Annotated in this window: 13 protein-coding genes; 6 read left to right on the top strand and 7 right to left on the bottom strand. The window is 70.6% G+C overall.

Annotated elements, in window-relative coordinates; translation table 11 throughout:
• Positions 1–56: 56 nt before the first annotated feature.
• Positions 57–2,294, bottom strand: coding sequence for a molybdopterin oxidoreductase family protein (locus ACFYRX_RS11765; protein WP_389098418.1), 2,238 nt, complete (start codon positions 2,292–2,294; stop codon positions 57–59).
• Positions 2,295–2,388: 94 nt separating this feature from the next.
• Entirely contained in the window at positions 2,389–3,009 is a 621-nt protein-coding gene (locus tag ACFYRX_RS11760) for a TetR family transcriptional regulator (protein WP_389098416.1), read from the bottom strand.
• A gap of 176 nt (positions 3,010–3,185) precedes the next feature.
• Here ACFYRX_RS11760 and ACFYRX_RS11755 point away from each other — a divergent pair, with 176 nt between their 5' ends.
• Entirely contained in the window at positions 3,186–4,382 is a 1,197-nt protein-coding gene (locus tag ACFYRX_RS11755) for an RNA-guided endonuclease InsQ/TnpB family protein (RefSeq protein ID WP_389098414.1), read from the top strand.
• A gap of 133 nt (positions 4,383–4,515) precedes the next feature.
• Here ACFYRX_RS11755 and ACFYRX_RS11750 read toward each other — a convergent pair whose 3' ends face one another.
• Entirely contained in the window at positions 4,516–5,043 is a 528-nt protein-coding gene (locus tag ACFYRX_RS11750; protein WP_389098412.1) for a hypothetical protein, read from the bottom strand.
• A gap of 173 nt (positions 5,044–5,216) precedes the next feature.
• Here ACFYRX_RS11750 and hmgA point away from each other — a divergent pair, with 173 nt between their 5' ends.
• Genes hmgA through ACFYRX_RS11735 form a run of 3 tightly spaced genes read left to right on the top strand, consistent with a single transcriptional unit; the run spans position 5,217 to position 8,542 of the window.
• Positions 5,217–6,584 (top strand): homogentisate 1,2-dioxygenase, encoded by a 1,368-nt coding sequence (hmgA, locus tag ACFYRX_RS11745; RefSeq protein ID WP_389098411.1) that lies wholly within the window; start codon positions 5,217–5,219, stop codon positions 6,582–6,584.
• Between the two features lie 27 nt (positions 6,585–6,611).
• Positions 6,612–7,361, top strand: a complete 750-nt coding sequence (locus ACFYRX_RS11740) for a GntR family transcriptional regulator (protein ID WP_389098409.1) — start codon at positions 6,612–6,614, stop codon at positions 7,359–7,361.
• Positions 7,362–7,387: 26 nt separating this feature from the next.
• The gene (locus ACFYRX_RS11735; RefSeq protein WP_389098407.1) at positions 7,388–8,542 is read left to right on the top strand and encodes a type ISP restriction/modification enzyme; all 1,155 of its coding nucleotides are present in this window, start codon (positions 7,388–7,390) and stop codon (positions 8,540–8,542) included.
• 85 nt (positions 8,543–8,627) lie between these two features.
• On the opposite strand, the gene ACFYRX_RS11730 is transcribed toward ACFYRX_RS11735, so the two are convergent.
• A complete protein-coding gene (locus tag ACFYRX_RS11730) occupies positions 8,628–9,341 on the bottom strand; it encodes a TetR/AcrR family transcriptional regulator (protein WP_389098405.1) in 714 nt (237 codons plus the stop codon).
• Positions 9,342–9,404: 63 nt separating this feature from the next.
• Between ACFYRX_RS11730 and ACFYRX_RS11725 the strand changes: the two genes are divergently transcribed.
• Together ACFYRX_RS11725 and ACFYRX_RS11720 are read left to right on the top strand one after the other, a co-directional pair.
• Entirely contained in the window at positions 9,405–10,343 is a 939-nt protein-coding gene (locus tag ACFYRX_RS11725) for an ATP-binding cassette domain-containing protein (RefSeq protein WP_389098403.1), read from the top strand.
• Positions 10,340–11,122, top strand: coding sequence for an ABC transporter permease (locus ACFYRX_RS11720; protein WP_389098401.1), 783 nt, complete (start codon positions 10,340–10,342; stop codon positions 11,120–11,122). Before ACFYRX_RS11725 ends, ACFYRX_RS11720 begins: the two co-directional genes overlap by 4 nt.
• Positions 11,123–11,333: 211 nt before the next feature.
• On the opposite strand, the gene ACFYRX_RS11715 is transcribed toward ACFYRX_RS11720, so the two are convergent.
• From ACFYRX_RS11715 to ACFYRX_RS11705, 3 genes are all read right to left on the bottom strand, one after another.
• Positions 11,334–11,603 (bottom strand): hypothetical protein, encoded by a 270-nt coding sequence (locus ACFYRX_RS11715; RefSeq protein ID WP_389098399.1) that lies wholly within the window; start codon positions 11,601–11,603, stop codon positions 11,334–11,336.
• 126 nt (positions 11,604–11,729) lie between these two features.
• Positions 11,730–12,629 carry an anti-sigma factor domain-containing protein gene (locus ACFYRX_RS11710; protein ID WP_389098397.1) on the bottom strand — a complete coding sequence of 300 codons (900 nt, stop codon included), beginning with the start codon at positions 12,627–12,629 and terminating at the stop codon, positions 11,730–11,732.
• Positions 12,626–13,168: a sigma-70 family RNA polymerase sigma factor gene (locus ACFYRX_RS11705; RefSeq protein ID WP_389098395.1), complete on the bottom strand. Its 543-nt coding sequence runs from the start codon at positions 13,166–13,168 to the stop codon at positions 12,626–12,628. The genes ACFYRX_RS11710 and ACFYRX_RS11705 overlap by 4 nt, the downstream gene beginning before the upstream one ends.
• Positions 13,169–13,256 lie beyond the last annotated feature (88 nt).

Here is a 13,256-nt window from a genome sequence, read left to right as displayed (position 1 = left end):
AAGACGTTGACATGCGAGCAATAAGCGCAAAACTGCTGGTCACGGCTTTGCGCTGCTCACAGGGTCACTACCGCGGCCAGTTCCACCGGTACACCGTTGAGCACCGCGTTGCCCGAGAGCGGGTCGAGCAGGCTGCCGTCGAGGAGCTGGTTGACGTTGACGCCGGGGTCCTTCGCCGCGTGACCGAGGCGAGTGCCGGGCCGGTCGTGGCCCCAGCCGTGCGGCAGGCTGACCACGCCGGGCCGTACGCCGTCGGTGAGTTCGGCCTCGGTGACCACCTCTCCCCCGGCGCCCTTGATCCGTACCGCGGCGCCGTCCGCGAGGCCCAGCCGTTCGGCGTCCTCGGGGTGGATGTGCAGGGTGCAGCGATTGGTGCCGCCGGTGAGGGCGGGGACGTTGTGCATCCAGCTGTTGTTGGAGCGGAGGTGCCTGCGGCCGATGAGGACGAGTCCGTCGGCTGTGCGAAGGAGGGCCTCCCGCAGCCTGGGCAGGTCGTCCGCGATCGGCTGCGGCAGCAGTTCGATCTTGCCGCTCCTGGTCTTCAGGGGTTGCGGCAGCCGGGACCCGAGCGGCCCGAGGTCGATGCCGTGCGGATGCGCGAGCAGCTTCGTCAGGCTCAGCCCGTCCGGTCGTACGCCGAATCCGTCGCCGTAGGGGCCGAGGCGCAGCATCATGTCGAGCCGGCGCTCGGGGCCGGTGTCGCCCTTCAGGAGGGTGGCCAGCTCCTGTGGATCGCGGCCGTGGACCGGGGAGTACGGCTCCTTGACCGCCTTGCCGAGGGTCTGGCCGATGACCAGGTCGTCCACCGCGGACGGGTCGGCGCCGTGCATGCCGGTCGCGGCGAGGACGAGCCGGGCGAGGATCTCCGTCTCCGCCGTCCGGCCGGGTTCCAGCGGGACGGCGGGGCGGGTGTAGCGGACCTGGTTGCGCACGGCGAGGGTGTTGAAGGCGAAGTCGTGGTGCGGGCTCTGCGAGGGCGGGGGCGGCGGCAGTACGACGTGGGCGTGGCGCGAGGTCTCGTTGAGGTACGGGTCCACGCTGACCATGAAGTCGAGGGAGTCCAGGGCCTTGTCGAGCCGGTCGCCGTCGGGGGCGGAGAGCACGGGGTTGGCGGCGACGGCGATGAGCGCCCGGACCGGCTCGCCCTCCGCCGTCTCGGTGTCGATCTCCTCGGCGAGCGCGGAGAGCGGCAACTCCCCCTTGGCCTCGGGGTGTCGGCTCACCCTGGAGTGCCAGCGCCCGAGGGCGAACCCGTGGCCGGGTCCGGCGGGCCGGGGTGTGCGGTCGGTGGCCGCCTGCGGGAAGAGGGCGCCGCCGGGCCGGTCGAGGTTGCCGGTGAGGATGTTGAGCACGTCGACGAGCCAGCTCGCGAGGGTGCCGTGCGGGACGGTGCAGCTGCCGATCCGGCCGTATACGGCGGCTGTTGGCGCGGCGGCGAGTTCGCGGGCGAGGACGCGGATGGTGTCGGCGGCGACGTCACAGGCGTCGGTGACGGCGTCCGGGGTGAAGTCCCGTACGGCTTCCCGGAGTTCGTCGATCCCTTGGAGATGAGGGGTCAACTCCCCTGTGTCCACGAGGCCTTCCTCGAAGAGCACGTATGCCATGGCGGCGAGCAGCAAGGCGTCCGCGCCCGGCCGGATGGCGATGTGCCGGTCGGCGAGCTTGGCGGTGCGGGTGCGGCGGGGGTCGATGACGGTGAGGGTGCCGCCGCGGGCCTTGAGGGCCTTGAGCTTGCCGGGGAAGTCGGCCGCGGTGCACAGACTCCCGTTGGACTCCAGGGGGTTGGCGCCGATGAGCAGCAGATGGTCGGTGTGGTCGAGGTCGGGCACCGGGATGGCGTTGGCGTCGCCGTACAGCAGCCCGCTGGAGACGTGCTTGGGCATCTGGTCGACGGTGGACGCGGTGAAGATGCTCCGGGTGCCGAGCCCCGCGAGCAGCACCGTCGGGTAGAGGGCTCCGGCCATGGTGTGGACGTTGGGGTTGCCGAGGACGACCCCGACGGAGTTGGCGCCGTGCCGGTCGACGACCGCCCGGATCCCGGCGGCGACCGTGTCGAAGGCCTCCTCCCAGGTGGCCTCGCACAGTTCTCCGTCGCGTCGCACGAGGGGGCCGCGCAGCCGGTCGGGGTCCCCGTCGACGGCCCCGAAGGACGCCCCCTTCGGGCAGATGAACCCCTTGCTGAACACGTCGTCACGGTCACCGCGGGCACCGGTGACACGGGTTCCCTCGATGGTGAGGGTCAGCCCGCAGGTGGCCTCGCACAGGGGACAGATTCGCAGGGCGGTGCGGGACACGGGTCCTCCTGGGGGCAGCGGCGCCTTTCCGGGTGAGCATACCGACCGGTATGCACGACGGGGAGGCCTTCTCCGGCGAATTCCGGCAGGAGTGTCAGTCCAGCACCCGTGCCAGATACGCCCGCAGCATCTCCCGGGCCTCCTGGATGATCCGTTCGTCCCCCTCCGGCGCCATCCGGAAGGCCAGGTGGACCAGGGTGTCGGCGGTCTCCACGGCGATCAGGAAGGTGCGGCGCAGGTCGTCGTCGGGCTCGCGGGAGAGGTAGCCGGAGAGGAGCTCGGTGAGACGGTCGGCGACGCGGTGGTTGGGTTCGGAGTGGCGGGCGCCGACGGGGATCTGGTTGCCGAAGTCGACGAGGGAGAAGCCCGGCGCGGTGCGCTTCATCGCGAGGTACTCGTCGAGGACGACGTCCATCACCATGCGCCAGCCGCCTTCGTCGCCGGATTCCGCGAGGCGGTCGGTGACACGGGCCGTGAAGCGTTCGAGGTTGCGCTGGGCGAGGGCGTCGACCATCTGCCGCTTGTTGCCGAAGAAGCGGTAGACCGAGCCGATGGGAACGCCTGCGCGCAGCGCGACGGCACGGGTGCTCAGGGTGTCGTAGCCGACCTCGTCGAGGAGGTCGGCGCAGGCGTCGAGGATTCTGGTCAGCCGTTCGGCGCTGCGCCGCTGCACGGGGGCGCGGCGAAGCGAGGTCGCTTGGGGCACGGGCTTCATCGGATACCTCCGAGGAAACCCCGGCCATCAGGCCGGGGTTGGGGCACCTCCCGCTTGCGGGGGAGAATCGGACTCCTGCGGAGCAGGGCAGGGAACTGTGATGCGCCGCCAGGGCGAATCGCAGTGCTCTGACTCGCGGATTTAAACTTGACCAGTGGTGACGCTACTTTGTGAGCATGACCGCGAACCACGTGAAGCGGGCGTTCAAGTACCGCTTCTGTCCGACGGATGCGCAGGCGGCTGAGCTGTCGCGCACCTTCGGATGCGTGCGGAAGGTCTACAACATGGCGCTCGACGCCCGCACTCAGGCGTGGACGCGGCAGGAACGGGTCAACTACAACCAGACGTCCGCGATGCTGACGGCGTGGAAGAAGACCGAGGAGCTTGCCTACCTGGGTGAGGTGTCGTCGGTTCCGCTCCAGCAGACGCTGCGGCACCTGCAGGTGGCATTCACCAACTTCTTCAGCAAGCGGGCGAAGTATCCGCGCTTCAAGTCGAAGAAGAAGTCCCGCAGGAGCGCGGAGTACACCACCAGCGGTTTCCGCTTCCGTGAGGGCAGGCTGACTCTCGCGAAGATGGCTGAGCCTTTGGACATCGTGTGGTCGAGGCCGCTGCCCGAGGGTGCGCAGCCGTCTACGGTGACCGTGTCCCAGGATGCGGCCGGACGCTGGTTCGTGTCGCTGCTCTGCGACGACAAGATCCCCCCGGCCCCGGTCACCACGAACGCGGTCGGCATCGACCTGGGCATCACGTCTCTGGCGACGCTGTCCACCGGGGAGAAGATCACCAACCCGAAGCACGAGCGCAAGGACCGGGCCCGGCTGGCCAGGGCTCAGCGGGAACTGTCCCGCAAGGCCAAGGGTGACGGAGCCAACCGGGCCAAGGCCCGCCGGAAGGTCGCCCGTGTCCATGCCCGGATCGCCGACCGGCGCCGGGACTTCCTGCACAAGCTGACCACTCGTCTCGTCCGTGAGAACCAAACGGTCGTGATCGAGGACCTGACCGTCCGCAACATGGTCAGGAACCACAAGCTTGCCCGCGCCATCTCCGATGCGGCGTGGAGCGACATGCGGATGATGCTGGAGTACAAGACCGCCTGGTACGGGCGGGAACTGGTGGTCGTGGACCGCTTCTTCCCCAGCTCCAAACTGTGCGGTGCCTGCGGAACGATCCGGGCGAAACTGCCGCTCAATGTCCGTACGTGGACGTGTGAGTGCGGCGCGGTCCATGACCGGGACGTGAACGCGGCGGAGAACCTTTTGGCCGCCGGGCTGGCGGTGTCTGTCTGTGGAGCCGGTGTAAGACCTCAACGGGAGTCCTCCCGGACGGGGCAGTCGGCGATGAAGCAGAAAACCCCACGGCGCGAGCCGTAGGAATCCCCCTCGTCCACGAGGGGGAGGAAGTCAAGATGCCTTTCCGCCGTGGTGGTGGGGGTGGTGGTCCGGTCTCCCCGTCCGGTCCCGGTGAACCCCGACACCTGGTACGGGGCCCGGGGGCCCTGGGCAGTCATCGGCCGCCGATGCTCGCCGTGGACTGCGGTTCCGATGCCGTGACGTCCGCCGTGCTCTCCACCGGGTCGCCGTCCACGGCCCACACCGTGCCGTCGTCGGCGTACAGCCGGGCGGTGACCGTGTGGGTGCCCTGGGGGACGTACGCGGCGGCGAGGCGGTAGGCGGGGGTGCGCAGGGTGGTGACGGGGCGGTCGTCCACGAAGAGGACGGCGACGCCGTGGCCGGAGGCCGCCTTGGACGTCGTACCGGCGGGCGAGAAGGCGAAGTTATCGACGGTCAGGCGCACGGACCAGCAGTCGTCCGTGGCCGGCTGCACCTCTATGCCGACGTCGGGAGCGCTTCTCTGATCCACCTCTCGGTAGTGCCGCCCCTCGTGATCGGTGTCGCCGAGGACCTTGCCCACCGGTGTGACCGACTCGCCTTCCCTGTGCTCCTGCGCCCCAGTGGTGCCACAACTCACGGATCCGGTCATCAGCAGGACACAGACCGCGAGCACGGCAAGGAGTCCCCGCGTCCACGACATGCCGGGGAGCGTAGAACACGGGTACGACACTGCGAATCCCCCTGGGGTCTGGTTCCGGTCCTCCTCCCTGAGGAGGTGACGGGTGGGGAAACGGTTCCACGGGACGCCCTCTTGCACTGGCGCAACCGCAATCCTACGGTGATGCATAGGAATCAGACCGCAAGGGAGCGATCATGAACGGGGACCCCACGACCTCGAGCGGCGACGCGGCCGTCGGAAGGGCGAACGCGCGGAAGACCGCCGAGGGCCTGGCCCACCTCTCCGGTTTCGGCAACGAGCACGCGTCAGAAGCCGTCCCCGGCGCCCTGCCCGAGGGCCGCAACGCCCCGCAGCGCGCCCCCCTCGGCCTGTACGCGGAGCAGCTCAGCGGCTCGGCGTTCACGGAGCCCCGCGCCCACAACCGCCGCTCGTGGCTGTACCGGATCCGTCCGTCGGCCGCGCACCCGGCGTTCACGCACACCCACAACGGCCGGATCCGTACGGCCCCCTTCACCGAGTCGGTCCCGGACCCGAACCGGCTGCGCTGGGACCCGCTGCCGCAGCCCGCGGAGGGTACCGACTTCCTCGCCGGCCTGTGGACCCTCGGCGGCAACGGCGACGTCACCCAGCGCACCGGCATGGCTGTGCACCTCTACCACGCCACCGACTCGATGGACCGTGTCTTCAGTGACGCCGACGGCGAGCTGCTGATCGTCCCGGAGCGCGGCGGGCTGCTGCTGCGCACGGAGTTCGGACTGCTGCATGTGGAGCCGGGACATGTGGCGCTGATCCCTCGTGGGGTCCGCTTCCGTGTGGAGCTCCTTGATGAGTCGGCCCGGGGTTATGTGTGCGAGAACTACGGGGCGCCCTTCCAGCTCCCCGACCTCGGCCCGATCGGCGCCAACGGCCTGGCCAACGCCCGCGACTTCCGGGCCCCCGTCGCCGCGTACGAGGACGTCGAGGGGCCGGTGGAGGTGGTCAACAAGTTCTGCGGCAACCTCTGGACGGCGACCTACGACCACTCCCCGCTCGATGTCGTCGCCTGGCACGGCAACCATGTGCCGTACGTCTACGACCTGCGCCGTTTCAATGTCATCGGCAGCATCTCCTACGACCACCCCGACCCGTCGATCTTCACCGTGCTGACGTCCCCTTCGGACACCCCCGGGCTTGCCGGCGTCGACTTCGTGGTCTTCGCGCCGCGCTGGCTGGTCGGCGAGGACACCTTCCGGCCGCCGTACTTCCACCGGAACGTGATGAGCGAGTACATGGGCCTGATCGAGGGCGCCTACGACGCGAAGACCGCTGGAGCAGGGGGCTTCGTGCCCGGCGGCGGCTCGCTGCACAACATGATGTCGGCGCACGGGCCCGACCGGGAGACGTTCGACAGGGCGAGCGCGGCCGAGCTGAAGCCGCAGAAGGTCGACGACGGCCTGGCGTTCATGTTCGAGACGCGGTGGCCGGTGACGCTCACCGCGCACGCGGCCCGGGCCGATCACCTCCAGCCGCACTACGACGACGTGTGGCGGGGCCTCGAACGCCACTTCCGCCCGTTGCACTGACCGATCCGCGGAAGGTACGGATAGCCCGTGACCTCCTTCGCTCCGGACTCGATCGTCCTGAACCGCAAGCTGCCGCTCTGGTACCAGGTGTCGCAGTCCCTGCGCGCCTCGATACTCGGCCGCTCACCCGAGGACCCGCTCCGCCTGCCCACCGAGGAACAGTTGGCGGCGCACTACGGCGTGAGCGTCCTGACGATGCGGCAGGCGCTCAAGGAGCTGGAGGACGAGGGGCTGATCACCCGGCACCGCCGTCGGGGCACCTTCATCGAACCGGCCGCCCTGCGGGGCGCCCCGGTCCGGCTGCTCGGTTCGGTGGACGCGATCGTGGCCCAGCAGTCCGGTATGACGACCGAACTGCTGGAGCACGGCAAGTCACCGGTGCCGACCGAACTCGCCGAGCACTTCCCGGAGTTGGACGAGGTGGCGACGTACCACCGGCTGCGCAGCGACGAGAAGACCGGCGAACCGACCAACCACGCCCGCAACTACGTCCGTCCCGAACTGGCGGCCCGCATCGACCCGTCCGACCTGCTGCGCTGGCCGATGACGAAGGTGCTCAAGGACGTCGTCGGCGCGGACATCAGCCGCATCACGGACACCGTGGAGGCACGGCTGGCGGACCCGGAGACCGCGCGCCTGCTCCAGGTCCCGCTGCTGAGCCCGATCCTGCACTACACCGGAGTCACCTACGACACGGCCGGCCGGGTGCTGGACGCGGCGGTGATCCATTACCGGGGCGACCAGTTCTCCTTCTCGGTGACCCTGGACGCCACGTGAACGCACGGTCAGTGACAAGTCGTACGATGCCCAGCGTGACGCACGACGACGCTCCGCCGCTGGCGGACCTCATGCCGTGGTCCGTCGCACCGCCGCGGCTCGGCCGGGGGTGGCCGACGGGACCCGACGCGGCATCCCTGAAAGCCCGCTGGGATGCCTTGCTGAAGGCCGAGGGCCCCGACCGGGAGGCCCTGTTCGAGCCGACGCGCTCGCGCACCCTGCGCTCGGCGGTCGGGCAACTGCCGGGGCGGACGGGCGGCACGGAGCGGCTCGCGCGTGCCTCCGGTCCCTGCCCGGAGCCGGTACGGGTCCTGCACGCGCCCTTCGACGAGCAGTGGCTGATCCCGGACCACCGTCTGATCGACGCGGCCCGGCCCGAGTTGTGGCGGGTTGCCGACGACGACCAGGTGTTCGTGGTGGAGACGCCCGCGCATCCGCAGGGCGCCCGGCTGTTCGCGACCTCCGTGCTCCCGCTGCTCCGGCCCGGCCTGATCCGCCCGCTGTACCGGCGCCCGGGCAGCACCGAACCGAACCTTGCCCCGGGTCTCCTGGAGCACCTGCGGATGCGGCTCGGGATCGCGGTGGAGCCCCTGGACGTCCTCGGCTGGATCCTGGCGGCGGTCCGCCCGGACCTCACCGTGCCGCTCACCGACGATCCCGAACTCTGGTCCCTCGGCGTCGAGTCGGGCCGCCGCACGCTCTGGCTGATGCGACGGCACGGCGACCGCCCGAAGCTCCCCGGAGGCCGCCGCCCGTACGTCCGCGCGCCGCTCCCGTCCCGCCCCCTGGTCCTGGACTACGACCGCGACGAGGAGGCCCTGCTGCTGGACGAGGGCCGCATCTCGCCTGTGCCGCCCGAGGCCTGGGACTTCGAGGTGGCCGGAGTGCGGGTCCTGGAGCAGTGGTTCGCGGCCCGGGTCGCCGAGCCCGAACCCGGCACCCTGGCGGCGATCCGCCCGGCGACCTGGCCGCAGACGTGGACGTCGGAACTCCTGGAGCTGATCGCCGCGCTGGCCCTGCTGGCGGAACTCCAGCCCCCGTGGGACGAGTTGACGACCAGCATCACGACAACCGAGCTGCGCAAGGCCCGAGTGCTGCCGGTAGCGGAGTCCGCACGCAAGCCGGCATCGGTCTTCGATCACCACGAAGAGGGCCCAGAAGGCCAGTTCACGCTGCTGTAGACACCCCAGGGGCGCGGGGCTGCATGCACTTGCGGCTCCCGCCGCGCGGGCGCGACCAGCCAAAACGCACCCGGCACGCAACCAGTCACCCTGGCGGCGCGAACCCGTCCAGCACCCGCCCCAGCATCCGCTCGAACACCGCGTCCAGATCGATCGGCCCCGCGTCCTCCATGAACGACGCCGCCAGCCGCGGATACGCCCCGGACGCCACCTGACTCCCCAGGTACGCGATCCGGACCGCGTTCTCCTGCTCCTCGGACCACGGCAGCGACCGCACCCGCTCGGCCGTGGACAGCTCGTTCGAGACGTACGTCGTCACACAGCCGTTGAGCATCGCGACCAGCTCGATCTTCGTACCGGAAGGGGCGTCAAGCGGGTCGAGGCAGACAAGGCAGTGCTCCAGATACCTGAGCGTGTTGGGGCTGAAGCCATAGACCCCCGACATCAGCCGCACCATCCAGGCGTGCCGGTGCATGAGCGCCTTGGTCTGGCGTGCGTTGCGCAGCATGTCGGCCCGCCAGTCACCGGTCGGCTCGAACAGCTCGTGCTCCCCGCTCACCGCGTCCACCATCAGCTCGTACAGGTCCTCCTTACGGGGGACGTAGTTGTACAGCGACATCGTCCCGCAGCCCAGCTCGGCCGCGACGTGCCGCATGGACACGGCCTCCAGCCCCCCGGCATCGGCGAGCCGCACAGCAGCCGCCGCGATGTCGGCCCGGCTGAACGCGGGCCTCGGACCACGCCCCGTCCGCTCAGGACGCGCCCAGATCACTTCGGGTACGGCCGCTCGGCCTGCCATCGATCATCACCTCGGCCACCATCCTAGTTACGTACAGCGTACGTAGTGCGCTATGGTCACCCCATGACTTCTACGTACGCTGTACTTAGTGAAGGTCTGGAGAAGCGGTTCGGGGAGGTCCATGCCCTGCGCGGGTTGGATCTCGCGGTCGCCCCGGGCACGGTCTGCGGCATCCTCGGCCCCAACGGCGCCGGCAAGACCACGGCCGTACGGCTGCTGACGACGCTGCTGCGGCCGGACGCAGGTTCCGCGCGGGTCGCCGGGCACGACCTCGTCCGGGAGCCGGCGGCGGTACGCCGGGCCATCGCCGTGACCGGGCAGTCCGCGTCGGTCGACGGAGACCTCACCGGACGGCAGAACCTCCGGCTGTTCGCCCGGCTGCACCGGGTGCGGGGGCCGGCCGAGCGGGCCGTCGACATGCTCGACCGCTTCGGACTGACCGACGCCGCCGACCGGCCCACGTCCACCTATTCCGGCGGTATGCGTCGCCGCCTCGACCTGGCCGCGAGCCTGGTCCGCCGCCCCGAGATCCTGTTCCTCGACGAGCCGACGACCGGGCTCGATCCGGCCAGCCGCAACCTGATCTGGGATGCCGTGCGCGATCTCACCGCGGACGGCACGACCGTACTGCTGACCACGCAGTACCTGGAGGAGGCCGACCGGCTCGCCGACGACATCGCCCTGGTGGACAAGGGCCGGGTGGCGCACACCGGTTCGCCGTCCCAGCTGAAGGCGCTGATCGGGGCGCACGTCGAGATCGTCGTCGCGGACGCGGACGTCCTGGTGAAGGCGGCCGGCGTGCTCGACCGACTCACCGGCGGGGAACCGTCGTTCGACCACGAGCGCAACTCGGTCGGCGCGGTCACCCGGGACACCACGCTCACCCTGCCCCGGCTGGTGCGCGAACTGGACGCGGCCGGCGTGCCGTTGCTCGACGCGAGCATCCGGCCGCCGACCCTCGACGACGTCTTCCTGCGACTCACGAAGGAGCATGCGGCATGAGCATGTTGGCCTACGACGGCACCGCGATGCTGGGCCGTCAGCTGCGGCGGGTCCGGAACAACCCGGGGCTGCTGATCCTGACCCAGACCATGCCGATCACCATGCTGCTGTTCTTCGGCTACGTCTTCGGCAGCGCGCTGGCGATGCCGGGCGAGCAGTACCGGTCCTTCCTGGTGCCGGGTCTGCTGGTGGCGACGGCGGCGAACGGGATCATGACCGGGATGTTCCAGGCGGCCCAGGACGTCCACCGGGGCGTGACCGACCGGCTGCGCACGCTGCCGATCAGCCGGGCGGCCGTACCGCTGGGGCAGTCGGTCGCGGACGTGGCGGTGACGGCCGCCGGGATGGTGCCGTTCCTGCTGGTGGGGCTCGCGGTGGGCTGGCGCGTCGAGGGGTCCGCGCTCCAAGCGGCGGGCGCCGTCGGGCTGTTGCTGCTGTTCCGGTTCGCGACGACGTGGATCGGCATCTTCCTCGGCCTGCTCACCGGGAGCGAGGAGGCCGCCGGTCAGCTGGGCGGCGCGACGTTCGTCCTGCCGCTGCTGTCCAACGCGTACATCCCGACCGAGGGGCTGCCGGGCTGGCTGCGCACGCTCGCCGAATGGAACCCGATCAGCGCGGTGACCACGGCCCTGCGGGACCTGTTCGGGAACGCGCCCGTGCCGGAGGGGGCCGCCTGGCCGGTGGCCCATCCGATCGCCGGGTCGCTGATGTGGTGCGCGGTGCTGCTCGCGGTCTTCGCACCGCTGGCCGTACGCCGGTACGGGCGCGGCGAGGGCTGATCACGCCACCGGACTCAACGTGCGCGCACGGCAGGGGTGTTACGGGTGGGGTGGTGGTGCGGGGGACGTGCCCCGCACCCGGCGAAATCACCTGGCGCCGCTGCATGCCGTGGGGATGACGGACGGGAGCGCAGCGGGACGCCGGGACGGTACGACCGCCGAGCGCGGGTCGGGAACCTCTGAACCATGGCCCCTGTGGGGCCGGTACGGCTCAGCGACCGCCGAACAGCGAACGGCGCAGTCGGCGCAGCGGCGCGAACAGCGAGACGCGACGTACGCGCGCTCCCCTGCTGTCGCCGCGCTCCTTGGTGGTGTCACGCGCGGTCAGCTCACGCATCAGCAACGTCGCCTCGGCTGCCTCCCGCTGCGGGACAGCAGGTCCCGACAGCACTGAGAGATGGCGGTCGAGGCGCGAACTGGTCGCGCTGCTCCCGCAGGTGATCGCAGGGACCCTCGCCCTGCGCACTGCTATCTGTTCCATGTCACTCCCCACCCGTACGAGTCCACCCGGCCCGGGCAGGTTAACCCTATCGCCCCGTCGGGGCACACGTGTATCGGCGTCACAGGATTCACCTTCCCCATAAGGGTGTTGACCACCCCTCTTTGATTACTCTCCGAATCCAACCGATTTCAGGGCGAGTTGGACAACCGGCTGAGTAGTGGGCTGCACTGAGCCCCCGCCGGGCTCGACCGTCACAGCCAGTGATGTAGCGGACTTGTCGAGTCCGGTCGCGACCAAGGGCGTGTCGGCGGCGAAGAGCCCCAGGGAGCGCGGTTGCTCGCCGGAGCGCATGAGCCACAACTGGCGCACGCGGCCGCTCGGGGGCGCGCTGTACCCGCTCAGGGTGACGACCGCGCGCCCCTCCGATGCGGAAGCGATCACTCCGATGGTTCGGCCCTGTGCGTCCTGGCCACGGGTCGCGAGCGCGTCCGAGGCCCGGAGAACGTGGGCGATCTCACTGGCCTGGGCCTTCTGCGCGTCCAGTTCGTCCTGGGTCCGGTTGGCCTGGACGGCGAACAGGGAGGCGACGGCGAGAGCCGCGGCGGCGGTGGCCGTAGCGAAGGGCACGAACAAGGAGCGGCGCCGCTGCCTGGGCAGTGGCTGGGTCCCCCACACATGGGCCGGCAACTGCGACTTGCGGCCGCGCCCCGGTCCCCGCTGCCGTGCGGGCCCCCGGTGCCGGTCGGACTCGCGCGGCCGCACCGGCTCCCACTGCCGGTCGGACCCGTGGTGCGGGGCCGGCTCGCGGAGCGAAACGGGCTCCTGCGGAGTCGCGCGCACGGCGGCCAGCACCCGGTCGCGCATCGCGGGCGGCGCCGGGGCCGCCGCGGACCAGGCGAGCCGTACGGCGTCCTCGGACAGTGCCCGCACCTCGGCGGCACAGCTGTCGCAGCCCGCCAGGTGCCGCTCGAAGCGGACCCGTTCGGCGGGCTCCAGCGCGTCGAGCGCGTAGGGAGCCGCCAGGGAATGGAGGTCCTCGCTGCGGAACCGGTCACTCAGACTCATGCGACACCTCCCAGGCACTCGCGCAGCCGGGTCAGCCCGTCGCGCATCCGCGTCTTCACCGTACCCAGCGGCAACGAGAGCCGCTCGGCCACTTCACGGTACGTGTAGCCGTCGTAGTAGGCGAGGGTGACGGACTGTCGCTGGAGTTCGGTGAGCCGCTCCAGGCACCGGCGCACCCACTCGCGTTCGAGGCCCGCCTCGACCTCCTCGGTCACATGGTCGAAGGCAGGGGGGTGGGCCCGGTTCGCCTCCCGCTGCTCGCGCTCGCCCGCCGCACGGGCGCTGCGCACCCGGTCGACGGCGCGGCGGTGCGCGAGGGTGAGGATCCAGGACATCGCGCTGCCCTTGCGGGGGTCGAACCGCGCGGCGGACCGCCAGAGTTCGAGCAGCACTTCCTGTGACACCTCCTCGGACTGCGCCTGGTCACGCACCACCCGGCGCACGAGCCCGAACACCGGCCCGGACACGAATCCGTAGAGCTCCTCGAACGCCCTCTGGTCCCCGCCCGCCACGAGCACCAGAAGCTCGTCAGCCTCCAACTCGTCGCCCCCTCCCGCAAAGCCGCACCTGGGCCGTCCCGCCCCACGTGGTATTCGCAACGAACACACCTCCGGATGGGGTTACGGA

The sequence above is a fragment of the Streptomyces sp. NPDC005374 genome (genome assembly GCF_042872225.1).
GTDB lineage: Bacteria > Actinomycetota > Actinomycetes > Streptomycetales > Streptomycetaceae > Streptomyces.
The sequence above is the reverse complement of the archived record's forward strand: the minus strand, read 5'-3'. Positions and strand labels throughout refer to the sequence as shown.

What these genes read in the sequence shown, in the direction of transcription:
- ACFYRX_RS11760 (WP_389098416.1), bottom strand. Translation starts at nt 3,009, where the DNA reads ATGAAGCCCGTGCCCCAAGCGACCTCGCTTCGCCGCGCCCCCGTGCAG.
- ACFYRX_RS11715 (WP_389098399.1), bottom strand. Translation starts at nt 11,603, where the DNA reads ATGGAACAGATAGCAGTGCGCAGGGCGAGGGTCCCTGCGATCACCTGC.
- ACFYRX_RS11755 (WP_389098414.1), top strand. Translation starts at nt 3,186, where the DNA reads ATGACCGCGAACCACGTGAAGCGGGCGTTCAAGTACCGCTTCTGTCCG.
- ACFYRX_RS11750 (WP_389098412.1), bottom strand. Translation starts at nt 5,043, where the DNA reads ATGTCGTGGACGCGGGGACTCCTTGCCGTGCTCGCGGTCTGTGTCCTG.
- ACFYRX_RS11725 (WP_389098403.1), top strand. Translation starts at nt 9,405, where the DNA reads ATGACTTCTACGTACGCTGTACTTAGTGAAGGTCTGGAGAAGCGGTTC.
- ACFYRX_RS11710 (WP_389098397.1), bottom strand. Translation starts at nt 12,629, where the DNA reads ATGAGTCTGAGTGACCGGTTCCGCAGCGAGGACCTCCATTCCCTGGCG.
- ACFYRX_RS11735 (WP_389098407.1), top strand. Translation starts at nt 7,388, where the DNA reads ATGCCCAGCGTGACGCACGACGACGCTCCGCCGCTGGCGGACCTCATG.
- ACFYRX_RS11720 (WP_389098401.1), top strand. Translation starts at nt 10,340, where the DNA reads ATGAGCATGTTGGCCTACGACGGCACCGCGATGCTGGGCCGTCAGCTG.
- hmgA (WP_389098411.1), top strand. Translation starts at nt 5,217, where the DNA reads ATGAACGGGGACCCCACGACCTCGAGCGGCGACGCGGCCGTCGGAAGG.
- ACFYRX_RS11730 (WP_389098405.1), bottom strand. Translation starts at nt 9,341, where the DNA reads ATGGCAGGCCGAGCGGCCGTACCCGAAGTGATCTGGGCGCGTCCTGAG.